The 19145-nt window shown below is 46.3% G+C and carries 24 protein-coding genes and 1 pseudogene; 20 read left to right on the top strand and 5 right to left on the bottom strand.

Annotated elements, in window-relative coordinates:
• Positions 1-122 precede the first annotated feature (122 nt).
• The gene (locus QT992_RS27800) at positions 123-2900 is read right to left on the bottom strand and encodes a phycobilisome rod-core linker polypeptide (RefSeq protein ID WP_333339136.1); all 2778 of its coding nucleotides are present in this window, start codon (positions 2898-2900) and stop codon (positions 123-125) included.
• A 467-nt stretch (positions 2901-3367) separates the two neighbouring features.
• Here QT992_RS27800 and QT992_RS27795 point away from each other — a divergent pair, with 467 nt between their 5' ends.
• The 11 genes from QT992_RS27795 (at position 3368) to QT992_RS27745 (ending at position 9125) form a co-directional block, all read left to right on the top strand.
• Positions 3368-3544, top strand: a complete 177-nt coding sequence (locus QT992_RS27795; protein ID WP_333318896.1) for a hypothetical protein — start codon at positions 3368-3370, stop codon at positions 3542-3544.
• 37 nt (positions 3545-3581) lie between these two features.
• Positions 3582-4808, top strand: a complete 1227-nt coding sequence (locus QT992_RS27790; RefSeq protein WP_333378212.1) for a class I SAM-dependent methyltransferase — start codon at positions 3582-3584, stop codon at positions 4806-4808.
• Positions 4809-4965: 157 nt separating this feature from the next.
• Positions 4966-5709, top strand: coding sequence for a HepT-like ribonuclease domain-containing protein (locus QT992_RS27785; RefSeq protein WP_333339142.1), 744 nt, complete (start codon positions 4966-4968; stop codon positions 5707-5709).
• A gap of 47 nt (positions 5710-5756) precedes the next feature.
• Positions 5757-5930, top strand: a complete 174-nt coding sequence (locus tag QT992_RS27780) for a hypothetical protein (protein WP_333339145.1) — start codon at positions 5757-5759, stop codon at positions 5928-5930.
• Between the two features lie 95 nt (positions 5931-6025).
• Positions 6026-6271 (top strand): hypothetical protein, encoded by a 246-nt coding sequence (locus tag QT992_RS27775; protein ID WP_333179981.1) that lies wholly within the window; start codon positions 6026-6028, stop codon positions 6269-6271.
• Positions 6272-6520: 249 nt separating this feature from the next.
• Positions 6521-7276 carry a hypothetical protein gene (locus QT992_RS27770; RefSeq protein WP_333102784.1) on the top strand — a complete coding sequence of 252 codons (756 nt, stop codon included), beginning with the start codon at positions 6521-6523 and terminating at the stop codon, positions 7274-7276.
• A gap of 238 nt (positions 7277-7514) precedes the next feature.
• The gene (locus QT992_RS27765; protein WP_333339148.1) at positions 7515-7739 is read left to right on the top strand and encodes a DUF433 domain-containing protein; all 225 of its coding nucleotides are present in this window, start codon (positions 7515-7517) and stop codon (positions 7737-7739) included.
• A complete protein-coding gene (locus QT992_RS27760; protein WP_333339151.1) occupies positions 7736-8068 on the top strand; it encodes a DUF5615 family PIN-like protein in 333 nt (110 codons plus the stop codon). Before QT992_RS27765 ends, QT992_RS27760 begins: the two co-directional genes overlap by 4 nt.
• 121 nt (positions 8069-8189) lie before the next feature.
• A complete protein-coding gene (locus QT992_RS27755) occupies positions 8190-8555 on the top strand; it encodes a DOPA 4,5-dioxygenase family protein (protein WP_333339154.1) in 366 nt (121 codons plus the stop codon).
• Positions 8556-8706: 151 nt separating this feature from the next.
• Positions 8707-8910 (top strand): type II toxin-antitoxin system HicB family antitoxin, encoded by a 204-nt coding sequence (locus QT992_RS27750; RefSeq protein WP_172184525.1) that lies wholly within the window; start codon positions 8707-8709, stop codon positions 8908-8910.
• Positions 8907-9125 (top strand): type II toxin-antitoxin system HicA family toxin, encoded by a 219-nt coding sequence (locus QT992_RS27745; protein WP_333339157.1) that lies wholly within the window; start codon positions 8907-8909, stop codon positions 9123-9125. The genes QT992_RS27750 and QT992_RS27745 overlap by 4 nt, the downstream gene beginning before the upstream one ends.
• Before the next feature lie 7 nt (positions 9126-9132).
• Here the strand turns inward: QT992_RS27745 and QT992_RS27740 are convergent, their stop codons facing one another.
• Together QT992_RS27740 and moaA are read right to left on the bottom strand one after the other, a co-directional pair.
• Positions 9133-9609 carry a hypothetical protein gene (locus QT992_RS27740; RefSeq protein ID WP_333339160.1) on the bottom strand — a complete coding sequence of 159 codons (477 nt, stop codon included), beginning with the start codon at positions 9607-9609 and terminating at the stop codon, positions 9133-9135.
• A 94-nt stretch (positions 9610-9703) separates the two neighbouring features.
• Positions 9704-10693 (bottom strand): GTP 3',8-cyclase MoaA, encoded by a 990-nt coding sequence (gene moaA, locus QT992_RS27735; RefSeq protein ID WP_333339164.1) that lies wholly within the window; start codon positions 10691-10693, stop codon positions 9704-9706.
• 252 nt (positions 10694-10945) lie between these two features.
• Here moaA and QT992_RS27730 point away from each other — a divergent pair, with 252 nt between their 5' ends.
• The 9 genes from QT992_RS27730 to QT992_RS27690 all read left to right on the top strand — a co-directional run bounded on the left by QT992_RS27730 (position 10946) and on the right by QT992_RS27690 (position 18212).
• Complete coding sequence (locus QT992_RS27730; RefSeq protein ID WP_333339166.1) at positions 10946-11395, top strand: nitrate reductase associated protein; 450 nt, start codon at positions 10946-10948, stop codon at positions 11393-11395.
• Between the two features lie 467 nt (positions 11396-11862).
• Positions 11863-12324: an ATP synthase subunit I gene (locus tag QT992_RS27725; protein WP_333145058.1), complete on the top strand. Its 462-nt coding sequence runs from the start codon at positions 11863-11865 to the stop codon at positions 12322-12324.
• Between the two features lie 55 nt (positions 12325-12379).
• Complete coding sequence (atpB, locus tag QT992_RS27720) at positions 12380-13138, top strand: F0F1 ATP synthase subunit A (protein WP_006631104.1); 759 nt, start codon at positions 12380-12382, stop codon at positions 13136-13138.
• Between the two features lie 128 nt (positions 13139-13266).
• Positions 13267-13512, top strand: coding sequence for an ATP synthase F0 subunit C (gene atpE, locus QT992_RS27715; RefSeq protein ID WP_006631105.1), 246 nt, complete (start codon positions 13267-13269; stop codon positions 13510-13512).
• A gap of 97 nt (positions 13513-13609) precedes the next feature.
• The gene (locus QT992_RS27710) at positions 13610-14095 is read left to right on the top strand and encodes a F0F1 ATP synthase subunit B' (RefSeq protein ID WP_333102793.1); all 486 of its coding nucleotides are present in this window, start codon (positions 13610-13612) and stop codon (positions 14093-14095) included.
• Between the two features lie 87 nt (positions 14096-14182).
• A complete protein-coding gene (locus QT992_RS27705; RefSeq protein ID WP_333318914.1) occupies positions 14183-14710 on the top strand; it encodes a F0F1 ATP synthase subunit B in 528 nt (175 codons plus the stop codon).
• Between the two features lie 3 nt (positions 14711-14713).
• Positions 14714-15259: an ATP synthase F1 subunit delta gene (gene atpH, locus QT992_RS27700; RefSeq protein WP_333054532.1), complete on the top strand. Its 546-nt coding sequence runs from the start codon at positions 14714-14716 to the stop codon at positions 15257-15259.
• A 111-nt stretch (positions 15260-15370) separates the two neighbouring features.
• Positions 15371-16888 carry a F0F1 ATP synthase subunit alpha gene (gene atpA, locus QT992_RS27695; RefSeq protein ID WP_333339169.1) on the top strand — a complete coding sequence of 506 codons (1518 nt, stop codon included), beginning with the start codon at positions 15371-15373 and terminating at the stop codon, positions 16886-16888.
• 373 nt (positions 16889-17261) lie between these two features.
• Complete coding sequence (locus tag QT992_RS27690) at positions 17262-18212, top strand: F0F1 ATP synthase subunit gamma (RefSeq protein ID WP_006631110.1); 951 nt, start codon at positions 17262-17264, stop codon at positions 18210-18212.
• Positions 18213-18507: 295 nt separating this feature from the next.
• On the opposite strand, the gene QT992_RS27685 is transcribed toward QT992_RS27690, so the two are convergent.
• Together QT992_RS27685 and QT992_RS27680 are read right to left on the bottom strand one after the other, a co-directional pair.
• Positions 18508-18816, bottom strand: a complete 309-nt coding sequence (locus tag QT992_RS27685; protein ID WP_333318916.1) for a DUF2442 domain-containing protein — start codon at positions 18814-18816, stop codon at positions 18508-18510.
• Positions 18797-18919: pseudogene (locus QT992_RS27680) on the bottom strand (DUF4160 domain-containing protein); the annotation flags it as partial. The gene QT992_RS27685 and the pseudogene QT992_RS27680, both read right to left, overlap by 20 nt.
• Positions 18920-19145 lie beyond the last annotated feature (226 nt).

The raw sequence follows: 19145 nt of genomic DNA, 5'->3' as shown, positions 1-19145 counted from the left end.
AAGAGTGTAAATTATTTAATTCGCGATCCTAAAATCTGCGGTTGCAAAAATCCCCCGCTACAGCATTACCATAGCGAGGGATTTTTGTCAACCTACCAACTCAATTTTCTTGCAGTTTGTTGTTAGCTTCTGTCAGTAGCAGCTACTGGTTCAAAGCTTGGAACCACCAACTCACCATTCTGCTTAGTGAGTTGATTGTACAGCCTTTCGGTATTCGGGAAATTCGCAGCCGGCAGAGTCGGGAAGCGACGGTAAGGAACAGTATCCTCGCCAAACGCCTCGGCATATTCAACGCTGTTCAACATCGCGTTGATAAAGCCCTTAATCCCTTTACTTGCCAAGATTTGGTTGTACGTCCGAATCTCCGCTTGATTGCGGGGAGCGCGGCCCAAGAAGTGCTTCGTTCCCAACTCAATCACCTTAGTATTGGGATAAGGTGCGTAGAACTGTTTGACGTACAGCGACGAGCAGCCCAAAGCCTCAATGAACTCCTTGAGATTGATTTCATTGTTGCCAAGTTTGCTTTCCAGCGCCGTGAATTCATTCTTCACAACATACGGGTTGATGTCGCGCTCAAAAATTTGACGGTAAGCAGCTTGAATTAAAGTTTTCAAAGCTACTTTGTCCGAAGTAGTCGTCAGCTTGAACACCTTAGTTTGTTCGCGCCGCTTGCTGACACCTTGAGCGAGGCTATTTTGTAACTCGAAATCGCCCCGATCGAGCGCAGTGCCGAGTTCGATAAACCGAGGAGTTTCCGGTGTCTGAGCTTGGAAATTTTGCTCAGCGATGGAACCCGATCGCATCGTCCGCATCGACAAACCACCGGGAGTCACATAGCGCTCGTAGGGCACTGTATCTTCCCCAAAAGCTTCGTTGTACTCCGTGCTGTCCATGATGCTATCGACCAGCGCGTAGAAACCCTTCTTAGCGCAAATGTCAAAGTAAGCGTTCATTTCCTGACGGCCATAGGTAGGGCGTCCCAGGAGTCGGCGGTGAATGTACTCGATCGCCTTACAAACGTAGAGCTTGCTCCAGTACATATTGCGGAACACGTCAGACTTCGCCAACATCCGAATAAACTCGCGCATCGGAATCTCGCCGTTTTCGAGCTTAATTTCCGCCACCTTTTGGCGCTGGCCGTCGAACACGTCGCGACCAAACACTTGCAGGTAAGCAGCCCGAATCACCGCTTGGGTGGAACTTTCGGTAAATTTGACACTGGAAGCATTGCTGTAGCTGCTGGAGACACCGCGGGCAGTTTTCTTGGAAGCAACATAGTTGCTCGGTAACTGGTCTAATTTAAAGACCTTGGGGCCCAGAGAACCAGGAGCAGCACCGCGAGCCGCCGGATTGCTCAACTGATTGTCAATACCTGCACCTTGACGGATCAGGATGCGGCGAGTGTCTTTGCCGAAGGGAGCCGGACGGCTCTTGGGGTTGCGAGTTTCTTTCGGGAAAATCGCGCCAAACTGAATTTCTAAGGGGTCATTGCCAACACCGTAAACGTGCTGGTCTGGCAGAGGCTGGGTGTAGCCGGCGAACAAGGTGATGAACTGAGGCACCTTGCGGAACGGAGCGCTGAAATTGAACAAATCAATTTGCGGGCCCCAGTTGCGACACTCCTGAGCTTCTTGGCCCAAACCGCGCAGGTAAGGCACTGTTTCTTCGCCGAAGTAGTCGGAATATTCCTGGGAATAAACCATCGCGTCTACGAGGGCTGGCAGGCCGCCTTTGCTGACGATCGCAAAATACTTGCTAAATTCCTCCCGCGAGCTCAAACCGCGGCCGAGGAAGTGGCGGGCGGCAAGTTCTACAGCGCGGCTGTTGACAAACGGCTCGTAGAATTGCTGACGGTACAGAGGAGATTTACCAAGGCGACGAATAAACTCTTTCATCGAGATTTCGCCATTTTTGACCTTGGATTCCAAGTCAGAAATGCTTTGGCTGTATGCGCGGGTAATATCGCGCTCGAATACTTGGCGGTAAGCTGCTTTGATTACTTCTAGCTTTTCGGCCGAAGACAGACCGGTTTTCATGACGAATTTCGATCGCCGCTCGGCTGCGTTGAAGTAGATTTGAGGCAGTTGCAAGCCTTGCTGGTCGTTGCTTTCGCGCTGCCGCACCTTGTCTGAAGGTGTGGGAGCTTTGAATTCGGTAATTGCTACGTCGAAATACTGTCCGACGATCGCCGCGGCCTCTGCATTGTTTTTGAAATAGCCCAAGGATGCTGCCTTCATTTCCTGCATTGCCACAATTGTGGCTGCCGAAGAGCAAGCATTTTCGATGATTTCCCGCAATCCGCGCACGTTCACCGAAATAATGTTCGGGTCGCCAGCTACGATCGCGTAGGTGATGTAGCGCAAAAACCAGCTCAAATCCCGCAGAGATTTGGTCATGTTGCCCGGGCCGTAGCGCGAGACATTGATCGGCTGAAATCCTGCTGGGATTGGGCCGCTGTAGCCGCCACCGTTGCCAGAAAATAGATTTCCTAGCCCCAAGAAACCGCCGCCACCGCCACCGCCGTTGCCGCCGCCTGCGCGACCTTCAACGTAGGTAACAGTTCCCAGTTTCATGCCTTCAGAGACATTGCCCGATCCGCCGCGAGCCGCGCCTGCTACAGCCATCGCAGGTTCTTGTGGTCTTTCCAAAAATGCCAGCGGGGAACCGCCGGTAAAAATCCGGTTGGCTGCGCGGGATACTATCAGTTCCGAGTTTTTGGTCAGCGTCGCAGAGATATCGATCCGAAGAGCCCCTGAACTGAAATAACTTGCCAGTTCGCTGAGTTCGCCCCGCTGTAGAAAGCGGTCTTGCTGTTCTGCTTGCGAAATTGTTGCGACCGGTACAGTTTGATATAGTTGCGGACGCGCAACCGAGCTTCCACCACTTGCTTTTACAGTCATTAGACTCTTTCGCTCCCTATCCAAATAGTTGCAGCATTTAACCAGACTAACCTTGCCTTCTGATGCAGGTCAAAGTAGGTATTTTTGCTTTGTTTACTTTTTGCCTTTACCTGTCACGAGGTTCGGGCGCGCTTACTTTCTTAGATTAAAATGTTTTGGTTTCATCTTTCTTCCTGCCGGGAAATGTCCGACCCGAAGGCAGGCACGGGGTACTCCCTCCGCTGCACTCCGCCGGCATACCCGTGGAAAAAAAGACTCGGCAGGAGAGTTGCCTTTGGGCGATCGCAGCCAGTGCCTTGAATTAAAGGAAAAGAAAATCAAAAATTTTCTTGTGCCTTTTTCTGGATCTGTGACTTTCTGCGGAAAGACGCCTCCGCTTTACCCAAAAGCTCAGCGGTGGGTTATTGACAGTCCTGGTTTGTTAAAAAGCCTGCCGACATTTATTGTATAGATTTAAGAGAGCGTATATGAGAAAAAATGATAAGTTTTATTACGCAGAAGCTGTCAGGGCTTGGCTACCAGGGGTTAGTCGATCGCCCGATCCCTCTCTCTTAGGCTTCCCAACTTGGCGAGACGCCACTTTGGTTGCCAGTAAGGAAGCAATAGAAGTGCATCGCGTCGCGCTGTTCGTCCGTAGCTACTGACAACCAATCTCCAAACTCACGCACTATTACCTCACTTATGGATACTACGCCTGATATCAGTGCTGCCGTGCGGCGGCTGTACGATACTTTCCCTTTCCCGCCCGATCCGTTGTCCGATGAACCGCCCCCAGGCTACAACTGGCGCTGGAGTTGGCCTGATGCTTACAATTTTTGCACCGGCCAAAAGCCGCCAAAACTCGATATTCGGATTTTGGATGCTGGCTGCGGCACTGGTTCGAGCACCGATTATCTGATTCACCTCAATCCAGAAGCTTCGGTGACGGCGATCGACCTGAGTGCGGGTGCTTTGAAAGTAGCACAAGAACGGTGTCGGCGATCGGGGGCGCGCGAAGCTGATTTCCGCCACCTCAGCCTGTACGATGCCGCCGAGTTAGAGGGCGAGTTTGATTTGATCAACTGCGTGGGCGTGCTGCACCACTTACCCGATCCGATCCGGGGCATTCAAGCGCTGGCGGCGAAGTTGGCGGCGGGCGGTTTGATGCACATTTTTGTGTATGCTGAGCTCGGGCGCTGGGAAATTCAACTCATGCAAAAGGCGATCGGACTTCTCCAAGGCCCGCAAAAAGGTGACTATCCCGATGGTGTGAAAGTCGGCCGTCAAATCTTTGCTTCTTTACCAGAAAACAACCGTCTTGTCAAGTACGAAAAACAGCGTTGGGCAGGAGAAAATCAGCGAGACGAATGTTTTGCTGATATGTACGTTCACCCGCAGGAAATTGACTACAATATTGAGACTTTGTTCGAGTTAATTGACGCTTCGGGATTGGAATTTATCGGTTTCTCAAATCCGGGATATTGGCAGTTAGAAAGACTTTTGGGTAAAGCGCCGGAATTGATAGAAAGAGCTCAGGGTTTGACGGAACGAGAGCTTTATCGATTAATTGAATTGTTGGATACGGAAATCACTCATTACGAGTTTTTCTTGGGCAAAAAGCCTGTTAATAAAATTGATTGGTCGGACGATAAGGCACTTTTGGCGGCAATTCCAGAGTTGAGTAGTTGTATGCACGGTTGGCCTAGTCAACAAGTGTTTGATTGCAACTACCAATTGCTCAATTTGTCAAGTGCTGAATTTGAGTTTTTGCAAGGTTGTGCACCCCCCCCAGACAGGGCGGGCACGGGGGCACCGCCCCTACAAGGTGGTGGGCAGAGTGTTGGGGAGATTTTGGCGGATGTGGAGATGGGATTGGATGAAGTGCGATCGATCTTGTCAAAACAGCTAATTTTGCTCACGCCCAAATAGGACTTAGGCATAGGTCAGAAACCGGGTTTTTTACTAAATCTTGGTTGGAAACGGTGAATTCCGTGAAAAACCCGGTTTCTTTGGTCGGAGTGCGAACTGTTTAAAGATGTTGAGATAAGATGAGATTGAATGCGATAAATCTAAAATCCAAAATCCCATGACTTTTCAATTTCCAACCGCAGTCAAAGAACGTCTTCAGGCATCGCCATCACAGATAGCCGACTTTTGCCAGCGCTGGAATATTATTGAATTAGCATTATTCGGTTCAATCCTGCGAGATGATTTTCGTCCCGATAGCGATATAGACATTCTAGCCAGCTTTGCCCTCAATACTTCCTGGAATCTTTTCGACTTTCTCCAAATGCAAGAACAGTTAGAAAGTATGTTGGGGCGTGACATAGATTTAACTCAGAAACAACAAATAAATAACCCTTTTAGTCGAAATGAAATACTGCGGACTTGTCACATCATCTACTCTGAAAAGCGCACTATTTCCAGTTTATACTTTTCAATTAAACCAGCCAATCTAACTATGCAAGCAGACAATAGAAATCAGGCTGCCCTCTGGGATATGATAGAAGCAATTAAGCAAATAATGGAGTTTACCGCTAGCTTGTCCTGTGCAGAATACCGAGTAAATAGGATGGTGCAGCGGGCTGTTGAAAGAGAGTTTGAAATTCTCGGCGAGGCTGCTAGGAGAATTTCGGAGGAATTCCGTCAAGCTAATGATGATATTGATTGGCGCAATATGATTAATTTGCGGAATCTGATTGCTCATCGGTACGATCGCGTGGAACCCGATACTCTCTGGAATATCATTGTCACAGTGCTGCCCGGTTTGCTAAGCCAGTTAGAGTTGCTGCTGCCTCCGCTTCCCCCAGATGTGGAGTTACCTGATTGAATCCGTGGCATAAATCTTCCAATCCCAAATCCCAAATCCCAAATGGATTGACACAGGCCCCCGTCTGCGGCTACGCTTTGAAGTTAGAGGTTGCTTTGCTTGTAGAGGAAGTAGCCCGCGTCGCCCAAAAATCTAGTTGCACTGCCCAAAGCTGTTGCGAGCAGCAATGGACAGCTAACCGCCAAACTGATATCAGCAGTCTGGAGGCTAACGGAGTATGATAACACTCTGTGTAGCCGCCCTGCTATGTGTTGAAAAGCGGGGCGGCTGGGTTTTTGGGTTTTTCTAGAAAACCCAAAACCAGGAGAACATAATTATGTCACAGGAATTCTTGCCTGACGACAACAAATTCGATCGGCCAAATGACGACTCAGCAGCAGAATCGGAACAGGATGTGGTTTGTGTAACGGTGACAGGTTCGCCCAAGGGTGTCAGGGAAACCATACTCACTTTGTACCGCCTGGGATTTGCCCAAGTGGGCGATTGGAGTCCCCTACAACGTGCAGCTAATCCGAAGCAAGTGATGAGTGTGCTGATTCGCCGTCGGAAGCGCAAAGCGTAGGTGTTTGCTCGTTCCCAGGCTAGAGCCTGGGAACCAGTTAATTAAGAAGACCAACAAATATCAGGCACGTTACTTTACTAAATCAGGATAAGAGCATATCTTAATTTAGAGGCTGAAACCCCTTTAAAAAAGCTAGGCGGGGAAAGGCACATTTCCCCGCCTAAGCCTTGTAAGCATTGGAAAACTGATGTTGTGTTACATGAACACTTTATGTGTTATGTTAACTTTTTTGAATATTTGAGAGGCATTATGGGAGAAGCAAAACGAAGAAAAAAAGCGCGTGGTTTAGGAAAAACGTCTACTACACAACAAATCTCAACATCCTCAAACATTTTTTATAGGACTCTTCACCAAATTTCAGAAATTGAAGATGTTGAGTTTCAACAAGCTCGTGAAAATTCACCATATTTAGCGTTACTGTGGTCTGCTCTGGTTACTTTTCACGATCATATTGACAATTACACATTATTAGGAATTGTAGATTTTTGGCAAAACTACTGGGAAAAAGCAGCATATTTATTAGGTGCAATAGAACTTAGCGAGCATCGACATCTATTATGGGTAAGTAATATAAAAACCATGAGATTAATGATTTTAAAAAAGTTAGAAAAATATTTAAAAAACGATAACCAATATTTTTTAGAACATGGAACCACACCTTTTTCATCTATGGCTGAAACGACAATAGAAGTAGCACTGGCTATGTATCGTCCCACCGATTGTATTATTTACTATGGGAAAAAGTTAGCAGTTTATAAAGGGTACGATAGTATAGACTTACAAGGAGAATTAATGATAGCTGTTAAACACGTTATCGGATGCTGGAGTCTTTATCCTTTCCCACAGACATTGAGTGTTCCTTTTTCTGATTACAAACAAGCTAAATTAGCATTGAAAAATTTTCCTACATCATTGAAAGGTGAGTTAGTGCATTATCATTCTAGTAAACTTGCGAAATTATTGGGATTAACAATTAATGGTAATTACGCCTATTTAATTAAATAACGTCGATCGGACTGCAGCCAATTTTGGAGTCTTATTGGTGCAAAACCCTACTAAATTCGGCAGACATCAAAGCCTGTCTTGCTTTTGCCGCAGACCTTGAGAAAACTGAGCCGCCTTGACTACTTTCAACGTCAGGGTTCTTTTTTTATCCCTACTTGCTCAAACCTGAAATCCTGACCTAAACAAACCAGGATTATTTGCAGTTATAATTACGCTTATTAGTACAAAATATTGCTTTATGAACTACCACGACATCATCACAATTGAACCGGGAAAACGCAGTGGCAAACCATGTATTCGGGGAATGCGAATCACCGTCTACGACATCTTAGAATATCTCGCAGGTGGCATGACGGAAGCAGAAATTCTGGAAGATTTTTCAGAATTAACTTCGGCAGACATCAAAGCCTGCCTTGCTTTTGCCGCAGATCGTGAAAAAAAGTTATTTGTGGCATCCCTGTGAAACTACTGTTGGACGAAAACCTCTCAGACCGAATTCTTCAGAGAATTATCGGTTTGTATCCCGATTCGGCTCATGTCAAGACCCTAGGACTGACAAATACTGATGATGCAGAAATTTGGGAATATGCAAAGGCAAATGATTTTGTGATTGTTTCCAAAGATTCTGACTTTCATCAACGGAGTTTACTTTACGGTCATCCTCCCAAATTTATTTATCTCCGTGTTGGCAATTGCTCAACATCTAAAATTGTTCAAATTCTACAAGATGAATTCGACATCATGAGTCAGTTTGGAGATAGAGAAGCAGAGAGTATACTGGTATTGTCATAGCATGAAAAAAAAAACAAAGACTGAGGAGATATCAACTTAAGGAGTTTACAGGAGTGAAGAAAATATCCAGCAAGTTAAGCTAATATAAAGTTGTTGATCTCAGCTCAATAATCCACTGAAAATGATGAAAGAAGACACCATTAACATCGTTGGTTTTCATGGACATATTTACTTCGACGCTGATAATCGCGATGCCGCAGCGCGTGTACGAGAAGGATTGACTCAGTTTGAGGTGCAGCTTGGGCGTTGGCATGACAAACCCATTGGCCCCCACCCCCAAGCAATGTATCAAGTTGCATTTTTACCAGACCAGTTTGGCAAAGTCGTTCCCTGGTTAATGCTGAATCGTGAGGGGCTCAATATTCTCATCCACCCTGAAACAGGCGACGATGTGGCTGACCACACGAAACATTCTTTGTGGCTAGGAGAGAAACTAGAGTTGAATGTCGAATTCCTGCGACCTAGGACAGCTAACGCCAGCTTATGATCGATCCGCGCGCAAGGCGAGGGCGTTACTTCATACTGACTTATCGCTGATAATAGATAATTAGCCGCCGATTTGAGACATGGTGCGGCTATAATTTCCTGTATTTACTAATAATAGTTATAATATCCTTAACAAATGACTGAATAAATGTATGAAAATTAGAGCAATCATCCATCCCGCAGAAGAAGGTGGCTATTGGGCTGAAGTTCCCGCACTTCCCGGGTGTATTACCGAAGGAGATACTATGGAAGAAGTGGTGGCTAATTTAAAAGATGCGATTGAAGGTTGGCTCGATGTTGCTAATAGTCGTGAAGCAATTGCCTCCACAGATAAAGTTGTTGAAATTGCTGTATGAAATCTATTTCAGGAAAGCGACTGTGCAAAATACTAGAGCAGAAAGGTTGGGTTTTGAAAAGAGTTACTGGCAGTCATCATATCTATGAAAACGCCGAAATAGAACAAATTTTGTCAATTCCAGTTCACCGGAATCAAGATTTGAAAGTTGGAACCTTAAGAGCCTTGATGAAAATAGCCCAGCTATCTGAGGAAGATTTACAAAGTTTGTCTTAAGTATAATCTATATCGCGTAGCATCGATCTTTACCCCACTCTATCCAAGCTGATGCCATCTGTTTTACCCTACCCCTTTGTTCCGGTTTAATGGGATTTTCACCCGTAATTTCATTCAATGCAGCTAACCAGTAAAGGGGATTCTTTTGCAGTTCCGATAGCAACAGCGACACGACTTGAGAACCCATATTAATAATTTCCTGATATGCAGGATGCTGAGACATTTGAGCTGTCGAAGACATTCCCCCAACTTCACTCTGCCATTCCGTAGCAAGAGTATAAAATTTGTCAATTACCTCGATCGCAATTTCAGCATTTTGATGGCAAAGATCTCGATCGGTATTTGCTGCGCGATTTTCTCGTTGCGCGATCGAGCTTTCAATGTTCATCAAGACTAATTCTTCGATGGATACATTCATCTGGGCAGCAACTTTTTGTAGCTTCAGCATCAGCAGGTCTGAAATGGCGATCGAGATGGTGTTCATCGTTAAAAACCTGATTTATAATTAACCACAGAGAACGCAGAGATTACAGAGAGGGGGAGAGAATATCGAGGAAATACTAAAATCGGAATTGATATCACCCGCCGATTTGAGACATGGTGCGGCTGTAATTTCCCTGAGTAGTTCCCGAATCTCGCTGCTTGAAATTAATCTCCGGTTTCATCTCTAATATGTGCCGCACTCGATCGCGCAATTCGCCTGTAGACACCCCATTCCGCAGAGCAGTTTTTAAGTCAATTTGACCAGTTTCGTTCAGCAGACAAGGCCGCAGCCACCCGTCAGCAGACAAACGCATCCGGTTGCAGCGATCGCAAAAACACTCGGACATTTGGCTGATAAATCCTAAAGTGCCCTTCGCCCCCGGAATTTGAAACACATCCGCCGGCCCGTTACCGCGCACTCCCGACTCGGCTAACCCGTATTTGTCGTTAATTTGCTGCCGCAATTCTGCTGATGCTACCCAACCTTTATCGCCAAATAAATCCCCATTGCCGATCGGCATAAACTCAATAAAACGAACGTGCCAATTCCGGTTAATTGTTAACGCCGCTAAATCCAATATTTCGCCGTCATTCACACCGGGAATTACCACCACATTCAGTTTCAGCGGGTCGAATCCTGCTTGATAAGCCGCTTGAATTCCCTCCCAAACCTGCGTCCATCGCGATCGTCCCCGACTACCAATTATCTTATCAAAAGTCTCCGGTTCCAGCGAATCCAAACTAATATTAATCCGGCGCAAACCAGCATTGTAGAGATTTTCCGCCATTCCAGCCAGCAAAAAGCCGTTAGTTGTCATTGACAAATCTCGCGTTTCCGGCAAAGATGCGATCGACCTTACCAATTCCACCACCCCAGGCCGCAGCAGCGGTTCCCCTCCAGTCAAGCGAAACTTGGTAAATCCCACGGGTATGAAAACTTCGCGCAGCAGAGTTAGCAATTCCGAGTGAGTTAACAACTGCTGCTGCAATACATAGTCCAACTCGCTACCTTCTGGCATACAGTAGAGACAGCGGAAGTTGCAGCGGTCTATCAAGCTAATCCGAAGGTAGTCTACGGTATCCATGTCAATAGTTTGTAATATTATTTAATTGTAAGCGCTGATGCGAGATTCTGCAATTAATATGAACGGGCAAGATGCCCGTTCCACAGTGGATAAATTTTCTGTGGGTGGAACAGGCATCTTGCCTGTTGCAAATTTCCCAAAGTCGATAAATTGTCTGTTGGTGGAACAGGCATCTTGTTGGTTGCACAAAAAAACAATATAATATGATATTATTCATAATAAGTATCAATTTAATATTTAAGCTTTTTACCTATGTTCTTTAAATTTGAAGCCGATTTTGTAGAAGCTCTGCGCTGTATCCCGATGCAAGTCCGTCTCAAGTTAGATACTTGCGGCATTAAATTGAAGTTGCAGGATTGGAATCATTTCAACCAAGCAGAACGGCAAAGTCTTGTAGAGTTACCTTGCTCGACAGAAGCAGAAATTATTGATTACCGAGAAAAGCTAAATCAAATATTAATTCAACAGACAGGCAAACCGGGAACAGATTTGGCGGTTGATGAAAATCCCCCGTGGATGGATGCTGCAACTGTACCGGAGTCTGTTTCTGCAAAAGCGCAAGAGCTCGGCGTGACAATTACTTTGCCACAGTGGGCGAGTTTGCAGCCACTACAGCGATTTGCTTTGATTAAGCTTAGTCGATCGAGCCACGAGAATAAAAATTTTATTCCGGCGCTTCAAGAGTTTAAGGTTATTCAATGAGATCAAGTTTTAACTGACATCTTGCACCATCCTCAATTAGCCTTTTAGGAACAGGCAAGATGCCTGTTCCACAAGAAAATCTACTCTTTGTGGAACGGGCCGGAGAGCCCGTTCTTGAGAATGGTGCAAGATGTGAGTTTAATCAACTCTTCTAGGGCGCACAGGCCGCAGAGGCAGACAAGGGAGAGTTACCTCATCGATTCGGGCGATCGTCCTTTCTCACTTCTCAGCAAGTGACACTCACTTAGTGAGAAGTGACAGAACAATGTGTAATATAGTGCGATCGGGCGGTGGGAGAGGTAGGGTGAGGTCGATCGGACATTTAACGGGTTGAGGTTTCCGAAGCGCCCGACACCAAATTCCGAAAATATGATTAATTTTATTTTAAGTATTGTTACCGCCGCGTGGTATGATTTTTCTGAGTTTGCAAAGCACTCGCCTGCTACCTGCATTAGTTTCTGAGCTTCGTGAACACGCAAAACACACCCACCGAACCCACACCAGCAACCGAGGATATTCCTCAAGCTGGCACAGTCTCGACAGTCTCGACAGTCTCGTCCGAGACAACGAATCCCATGCAAGACTTTTATCGCCTCCAACAAGAGTTGTTGGCGTACACCCTTGCTTTTACGGCGATTATTTTTATCTCCGTTTGGATTTTTTACTCGCTCAATATTGCCCTGAATTATTTGCTTGGGGCGAGCACAGGTGTGGTTTACTTAAAGATGTTGGCTAGAGACGTTGAACGAATCGGCAGCCAAAATCAGCGCATCAGCAAAACAAGGCTCGGTGTGTTTTTAGCGGTGATGATAGTAGGAACACAGTGGAATCAGCTACAGATTTTACCGATATTTTTGGGATTTCTGACTTACAAAGCTGCGCTGTTGGTTTACGTGATCCGAAGTGCATTAGCACTAGACTACAGGTAAGTCAGGCAATTCGAGCAAAACTCAACTCATCGATTTGTATGGGGAAGCCCGTTGAATGGCAATGCTTGACGTTCTAAACACCTTTAATCGTTTCCCCCTCGCCGAATTGGAAGTTGGGCAGCAGTTGTACTGGCAACTCGGCAATCTGAAAGTGCACGGGCAGGTTTTTCTAACCTCGTGGTTTGTAATTGCCGTTTTAGTCGTAGTTTCGATTTTAGGAACCAGCAAAATCCAGCGAATTCCCAGCGGAATGCAAAATTTTATGGAGTATGCGCTGGAATTTATTCGGGACTTGGCTAAAAACCAAATTGGGGAAAAAGAATATCGCCCTTGGGTACCGTTTATTGGTACATTATTTCTGTTCATCTTTGTGTCAAACTGGTCTGGCGCTCTAATTCCTTGGAAGCTAATTAAGCTGCCATCAGGCGAATTGGGAGCTCCTACCGCTGACATCAACACGACGGTAGCATTTGCACTGCTGACTTCTCTAGCATATTTTTATGCAGGTCTCAGCAAAAGCGGCTTGGGGTATTTCGCCCACTATGTTGAACCGGTGCCTTTCATGTTGCCGTTCAAAATCATAGAAGATTTCACTAAGCCTCTGTCCCTGAGTTTCCGTTTGTTTGGCAACATTCTTGCGGACGAATTGGTGGTCGGAGTGCTAGTCTTGCTAGTGCCTTTATTTGTTCCTCTGCCAGTGATGGTTCTGGGACTATTTACGAGTGCAATTCAAGCTTTGATTTTTGCTACCTTAGCCGCCGCCTACATTGGTGAAGCTCTAGAAGGCGGTCACGGCGAAGAACACCACGATTAACTAACGATAAACGGCTAAGAATGAAGGAGGAAAAAGAAAAATTCTGAACTCAAACTTTCTCCCGTTAAATCGGACAATTCTCTAGACTTTCTGTTCTCAATTTTGTACTTTAGATAAGGAAAATCATCATGAACCCAACAGTTGCTGCCGCTTCCGTAATTGCCGCCGCTTTGGCAGTAGGTTTAGCTGCAATCGGCCCTGGCATCGGTCAAGGTAATGCAGCAGGTCAGGCTGTAGAAGGGATTGCCCGTCAGCCGGAAGCAGAAGGTAAAATTCGCGGCACCTTGCTGTTGAGTTTGGCGTTCATGGAAGCGCTCACAATTTACGGTTTGGTCGTAGCCCTAGTGCTGCTGTTTGCCAACCCCTTCGCATAATAATTTGAAATTTTAGATTTGAGGTTTTGGCGATTCTAATCCAAAATCTCAAATCTAAAATCGATTAAGCGAATTAGATGGAAGCCGTCAAAAAATCATGATGCACTGGACAGTATTACTAGCAGTTGAAGAAGCGGCTAAGGAAGGGGGACTGTTTGATATAGATGCTACGCTGCCTCTGATGGCGGTGCAGTTTTTAATTCTAGTCGCAGTCTTGAATGTAATTTTTTACAAGCCGCTCAGCAAGTCAATTGACGATCGCGCCGATTACATTCGCAACACTCAAGTCTCCGCCCAAGAACGCTTGGCAAAAGCTCAGCAACTAGCGCAGCAGTACGAGCAAAAACTGGGAGAAAGTCGCAAACAGTCTCAATCAGTAATTGCTGCTGCTCAAGCTGATGCCCAAAAAATTGGGGCAGCAAAAGTAGCTGAGGCTCAACAAGAAGCTCAAGTCGCGCGGGAAAAGGCTGGGCAAGAAATAGAGCAGCAAAAGCAAGAAGCAATGCGCTCACTAGAACAACAAGTAGACGCGCTCAGCGGCCAAATTCTCGAAAAGCTATTAGGGCAGTCGCTGGCCAAATAGCGAGACAGAAGAGTTTTAGATTTTTGAGGGAATCTCAAATCTAAAATCGCTTCACCCAATCTGCACGCGCAATTATGGAAGAGTATCATGGGGACTGTTTTATTGCTAGCCACAGAAGCTAGCGGCGAAGGTGGTTTCGGTTTAAATTTCGATATTTTAGAAACCAACCTGATTAACCTGGTCATTATTATTGCAGTGCTGTTTTATTTCGGGCGCGGATTTGTAGGTAAAATCCTGACAGAGAGGCGTTCGGCCATCCAAGAGGCGATTCAAGAAGCAGAAAAACGCCAAAAAGATGCAGCAGCAGCTCTAGCAGAGCAACAGCAAAAATTGACTCAAGCGCAAGCAGAAGCGGAACGAATTCGTGCCGCGGCTGAAGAAACTGCCCAGAAAGCAAAAGAAGCAATTCTAGCTCAGGCAGCGCAAGACGTTGAACGCATGAGAGCAACAGCAGGTCAAGAGTTGGAAGCGGAGCGGGAAAGAGCGATCGCCCAACTGCGATCGGCCGTTGTATCTCTGGCATTAGCAAAGGTGGAAAGCCAGCTAAAAACTAGCTTGGACGACGGCGCTCAACACCAATTAATCGATCGCAGCATTGCGTTACTGGGAGGCTAAAACGTGAGTACAGTCAGCACAGAAGTCTTACAGCCTTACGCATCTGCCTTGATGTCACTGGCTCAGTCCAACAATCTCTCAGAGAAGTTCGGCGAAGATATTCGTTCCTTGCTGAGCCTGCTAGAAGGTTCGGAAGATTTGCGTCAATTTTTAGCCAATCCGCTGGTAAAACCGGATGCTAAAAAAGCCGTAATTGGGCAAATAGCGGGTGAAGAAATGAGCCCCTTGATGCACAGCTTTCTGAAGCTATTAGTAGACAAAGGAAGAATTCTTTTTTTAGAAGGGATTGGCAAACAATACTTGGCAAGGCTCCGAGAACTAAACCAAACAGTATTGGCTGAAGTTACATCGGCAGTCCCGCTTTCAGACGCTCAACAGCAGACTGTTCGCGAGAAAGTGCAGGCGATGACCAGCGCTAGAAGCGTAGAAATTGAAACCAAAATAGACGCAGATTTAATCGGCGGTGTGGTAATCAAAGTAGGCTCTCAAGTAATTGATGCCAGCCTGCGGGGACAATTGCGCCGTCTAGGAATTCGCTTGAATTCCTGAGAGTTAATAGCTGATGACTATTAGCTAATTTAATTAGCAGTTAACGGTTGGTAGTTTTGAACAACTGATAACTGACAACTGACAACAAACAACTGACAAAAAACAACTGACATGGCAGCAATCAGACCTGACGAAATTAGCAGCATTATTCGCCAGCAAATTGAGCAGTACGACCAAGACGTAAAAGTCTCTAACGTCGGTACTGTTCTGCAAGTAGGCGACGGCATTGCTCGGATTTATGGCTTGGATAAAGCCATGTCTGGGGAATTGCTAGAATTTGCCGACGGCACCGTGGGCATTGCACTGAACCTCGAACAAGATAACGTGGGTGCAGTGTTGATGGGCCAAGGCCTCGGCATTCAAGAAGGTTCGGCAGTTACTGCTACTGGCAGAATTGCTGAAGTCCCCGTGGGTGAAGCAATGTTGGGACGGGTAGTTGATGCTTTGGCCCGTCCGATTGACGGCAAAGGAGAAATTAAAACTACTGAATCTCGCTTGATTGAATCTCCGGCACCGGGGATTGTTTCTCGCCGTTCTGTTTACGAACCGATGCAAACAGGAATTACCGCTATTGATGCGATGATTCCGGTGGGAAGAGGACAGCGGGAACTGATTATCGGTGACAGACAAACCGGTAAAACTGCGATCGCGATCGACACAATCATCAACCAAAAATCGGAAAACGTGATCTGCGTTTACGTGGCGATCGGTCAAAAAGCTTCTACAGTAGCTAACATCGTCAACGTCCTGCAAGAAAAGGGCGCGATGGACTACACGATCGTAGTAGCAGCCAACGCTAGTGACCCCGCAACTCTGCAATACTTGGCTCCCTACACAGGTGCTAGCTTAGCCGAGTATTTCATGTACAAAGGCAAGCACACTTTGGTCATTTACGATGACCTTTCCAAACAAGCACAAGCTTATCGCCAAATGTCTCTGTTGCTGCGCCGTCCTCCCGGTCGCGAAGCTTATCCCGGAGACGTGTTTTACCTGCACTCTCGCTTGCTAGAACGCGCTGCTAAATTGAGCGACGAGTTGGGCGAAGGCAGCATGACTGCTTTGCCAATTATCGAAACCCAAGCTGGTGACGTTTCTGCTTACATTCCGACGAACGTAATTTCGATTACCGACGGTCAAATCTTCCTTTCTTCTGACTTGTTTAACGCTGGTTTGCGTCCCGCAGTAAACCCCGGTATTTCGGTATCGCGGGTAGGTTCGGCGGCTCAAACTAAGGCGATGAAAAAAGTAGCCGGTAAGGTGAAATTGGAATTGGCGCAGTTTGAAGAACTGGCAGCATTTTCTCAGTTTGCTTCTGACTTGGATAAAGCTACTCAGAATCAATTGTCGCGCGGTCAGCGCTTGCGGGAACTGTTGAAACAGCCCCAAAGTTCGCCTCTGCCGATGAACGAACAAGTGGCTGTAATCTATGCCGGTATTAACGGCTATATGGATGACATCCCAGTGGAAAAAGTCAGCAAGTTTACTGTTGGTTTGCGCGACTATTTGCGGACTAGCAAGCCGAAGTACGGCGAAATTGTTCAAGGCGGAAAAGCCTTGACTGATGAAGCTGAGAAGCTGCTGAAAGAAGGCATCACTGAATACAAGCAAAGTTTCTTGGTTTCTGCGTAATTAGTCATTAGTCATCAGTGATTAGTCATTAGTTAAGTCACAGATCCCCCCTAGCCCCCCTTAAGAAGGGGGGGACAAGAGCATTCAAAGTCCCCAGTTAAGTCACAGATACCCCCTTAGCTTGCCCCCTACTCAACCCCTACTCCCCTTAATAAGGGGAGTAGGGGGTGGGACAAGAGCATTCAAAGTCCCCCTTCTTAAGGGGGATTTAGGGGGATCGAGACTTTGAAAAAAACGAGAGATACAGGTGGTTTCGGTCTTAAGTTGACACGAAGAAGGACACGGTGCCGTGTATCTATCGTAGCTAAACTTAAAAACTGATGACTAGGAACTAAAAACTCGGGAATAAAAGCTAAGAACTAAGGAGAAAGTTATGGCAAATCTGAAAACTATTCGCGATCGCATTAAGTCGGTCAAGAACACTAAAAAGATTACAGAAGCAATGCGCTTGGTGGCCGCTGCAAAGGTGCGCCGCGCTCAAGAACAGGTGACTGCTACTCGACCTTTTGCCGATAGACTGGCAGAGGTATTATACGGTTTGGCGGAACGCTTGCAGTTTGAAAACCTGGATTTGCCGCTGCTGAAAAAACGCGAAGTGCGATCGGTGGGACTGTTGGTAGTTTCGGGCGATCGGGGTTTGTGCGGCGGCTACAACAGCAACATCATCAGATACGCCGAAAATCGCGCTAAGGAAATCAAAGCTGAAGGCTTAGACTACAAATACGTGTTGGTAGGACGCAAAGCTACCCAGTATTTCCAGCGCCGCGAACAGCCGATTGATGCTACTTACGCTAACTTAGAACAAATTCCCACAGCACCGGAAGCGGCACAAATTGCTGACGAATTGCTTTCCTTGTTCCTGTCGGGAACTGTGGATAGAGTTGAGCTAATTTACACCAAGTTTGTGTCATTAATTAGTTCGCGCCCGGTAATTCAAACCTTGCTGCCCCTCGACCCGCAAGGTTTGGAAACTCCCGATGATGAAATCTTCCGCTTGACATCGCAAGGCGGACAGTTTCAAGTATCGCGCGAGAAGGTTGCTTCACCTACGAAGAGCTTGCCCAGGGACATGATTTTCGAGCAAGATCCGGCGCAAATTCTGGAGGCTCTTTTGCCATTGTATTTGAACAACCAATTGCTGCGGGCTTTGCAAGAGTCTGCTGCTAGCGAGTTGGCTGCGCGGATGACGGCGATGAACAATGCTAGTGAGAATGCTAGCGATTTGATCGGTAGTTTGACGCTGACTTATAACAAGGCGCGGCAAGCAGCAATTACTCAGGAAATCCTGGAAGTTTGCGGCGGTGCTGAGGCTTTGAATGGTTAGGTTAGGGTTGACAATTGGTTGATTTTATGGTATGCGTCTGAGGAAACTCAGGCGCTTTTTTTTAACAGTTAGATCCTTGATAATATCAGGTTCGGTTAAATAGATATAATTCCTGTAGGGGCGGGTTCACCAATAATAATTGGCTAAAACCGACAATCTCATAAACCCGCCCGGCCGGTTCTTATCAGCAATTAACCAAACTTGATATAATTCGGCGGTTGAAACCGCTTCTTGTCAAACGAAGTCCGCCTGCGCGGACTAAGAAATAAGAAGGGTATTTAAGCCCGATTTGTTATTAGACTATCTTCCCGCGTTCTTCTAACCACCGCTGAAATGACTTCTGACTTTCTCCAGATGGTTTACCGAGAATAATATTTTTGATGCTAATGTCTTCGTCAATATCAGGCCAGTGGATTCCATCATTTCCACCAATAAATCGCCAATTATTGCGTTCGTTTGGTGTGCTATGCAATAGCCGAGGATACCAAGCTAAAGGAACAGAAATAGTACGACCATCGGATAGATCGACTGTTAGAGCGTCGTCTGTAACAACTACGTTTTGTGCTTGGGGGATTTCTAGCAACTCAACCATTAAAGAAGTCATTCCAACCTGCTAATAATTGCTGTTGATGTTCTTCAACAAGTTTCTGAATGTCATTGATTTCTGTACGATTGAAGCCTTTATTATTTTGAAGGCGAACTGGACTAAGCCAAAACTTAGCTTCTTCTCGATCGCGCTCAACGTGAACGTGGGGTGGTTCATCCCGATCGCCCGCCTAGCAGAAGAAACGGTATGGGCCGACTCGGAGTAACGTGGGCATTCAGACTTATTAATCACAAACTGACTTCTCTATTTTAACTCACATCTTGCACCATTCTCAAGAACAGGCAAGATGCCTGTTCCACAAAGAGTGAATTTTCTTGTGGAACAGG

Source organism: Microcoleus sp. T3_D1 (assembly GCF_036700405.1).
GTDB lineage: Bacteria > Cyanobacteriota > Cyanobacteriia > Cyanobacteriales > Microcoleaceae > Microcoleus.
This window is presented reverse-complemented; position numbering and strand designations above follow the sequence as displayed.

What these genes read in the sequence shown, in the direction of transcription:
- QT992_RS27800 (WP_333339136.1), bottom strand. Translation starts at nt 2,900, where the DNA reads ATGACTGTAAAAGCAAGTGGTGGAAGCTCGGTTGCGCGTCCGCAACTA.
- QT992_RS27795 (WP_333318896.1), top strand. Translation starts at nt 3,368, where the DNA reads ATGAGAAAAAATGATAAGTTTTATTACGCAGAAGCTGTCAGGGCTTGG.
- QT992_RS27790 (WP_333378212.1), top strand. Translation starts at nt 3,582, where the DNA reads ATGGATACTACGCCTGATATCAGTGCTGCCGTGCGGCGGCTGTACGAT.
- QT992_RS27785 (WP_333339142.1), top strand. Translation starts at nt 4,966, where the DNA reads ATGACTTTTCAATTTCCAACCGCAGTCAAAGAACGTCTTCAGGCATCG.
- QT992_RS27775 (WP_333179981.1), top strand. Translation starts at nt 6,026, where the DNA reads ATGTCACAGGAATTCTTGCCTGACGACAACAAATTCGATCGGCCAAAT.
- QT992_RS27770 (WP_333102784.1), top strand. Translation starts at nt 6,521, where the DNA reads ATGGGAGAAGCAAAACGAAGAAAAAAAGCGCGTGGTTTAGGAAAAACG.
- QT992_RS27765 (WP_333339148.1), top strand. Translation starts at nt 7,515, where the DNA reads ATGAACTACCACGACATCATCACAATTGAACCGGGAAAACGCAGTGGC.
- QT992_RS27755 (WP_333339154.1), top strand. Translation starts at nt 8,190, where the DNA reads ATGATGAAAGAAGACACCATTAACATCGTTGGTTTTCATGGACATATT.
- QT992_RS27750 (WP_172184525.1), top strand. Translation starts at nt 8,707, where the DNA reads ATGAAAATTAGAGCAATCATCCATCCCGCAGAAGAAGGTGGCTATTGG.
- QT992_RS27745 (WP_333339157.1), top strand. Translation starts at nt 8,907, where the DNA reads ATGAAATCTATTTCAGGAAAGCGACTGTGCAAAATACTAGAGCAGAAA.
- QT992_RS27740 (WP_333339160.1), bottom strand. Translation starts at nt 9,609, where the DNA reads ATGAACACCATCTCGATCGCCATTTCAGACCTGCTGATGCTGAAGCTA.
- moaA (WP_333339164.1), bottom strand. Translation starts at nt 10,693, where the DNA reads ATGGATACCGTAGACTACCTTCGGATTAGCTTGATAGACCGCTGCAAC.
- QT992_RS27730 (WP_333339166.1), top strand. Translation starts at nt 10,946, where the DNA reads ATGTTCTTTAAATTTGAAGCCGATTTTGTAGAAGCTCTGCGCTGTATC.
- atpB (WP_006631104.1), top strand. Translation starts at nt 12,380, where the DNA reads ATGGCAATGCTTGACGTTCTAAACACCTTTAATCGTTTCCCCCTCGCC.
- atpE (WP_006631105.1), top strand. Translation starts at nt 13,267, where the DNA reads ATGAACCCAACAGTTGCTGCCGCTTCCGTAATTGCCGCCGCTTTGGCA.
- QT992_RS27710 (WP_333102793.1), top strand. Translation starts at nt 13,610, where the DNA reads ATGATGCACTGGACAGTATTACTAGCAGTTGAAGAAGCGGCTAAGGAA.
- QT992_RS27705 (WP_333318914.1), top strand. Translation starts at nt 14,183, where the DNA reads ATGGGGACTGTTTTATTGCTAGCCACAGAAGCTAGCGGCGAAGGTGGT.
- atpA (WP_333339169.1), top strand. Translation starts at nt 15,371, where the DNA reads ATGGCAGCAATCAGACCTGACGAAATTAGCAGCATTATTCGCCAGCAA.
- QT992_RS27690 (WP_006631110.1), top strand. Translation starts at nt 17,262, where the DNA reads ATGGCAAATCTGAAAACTATTCGCGATCGCATTAAGTCGGTCAAGAAC.
- QT992_RS27685 (WP_333318916.1), bottom strand. Translation starts at nt 18,816, where the DNA reads ATGACTTCTTTAATGGTTGAGTTGCTAGAAATCCCCCAAGCACAAAAC.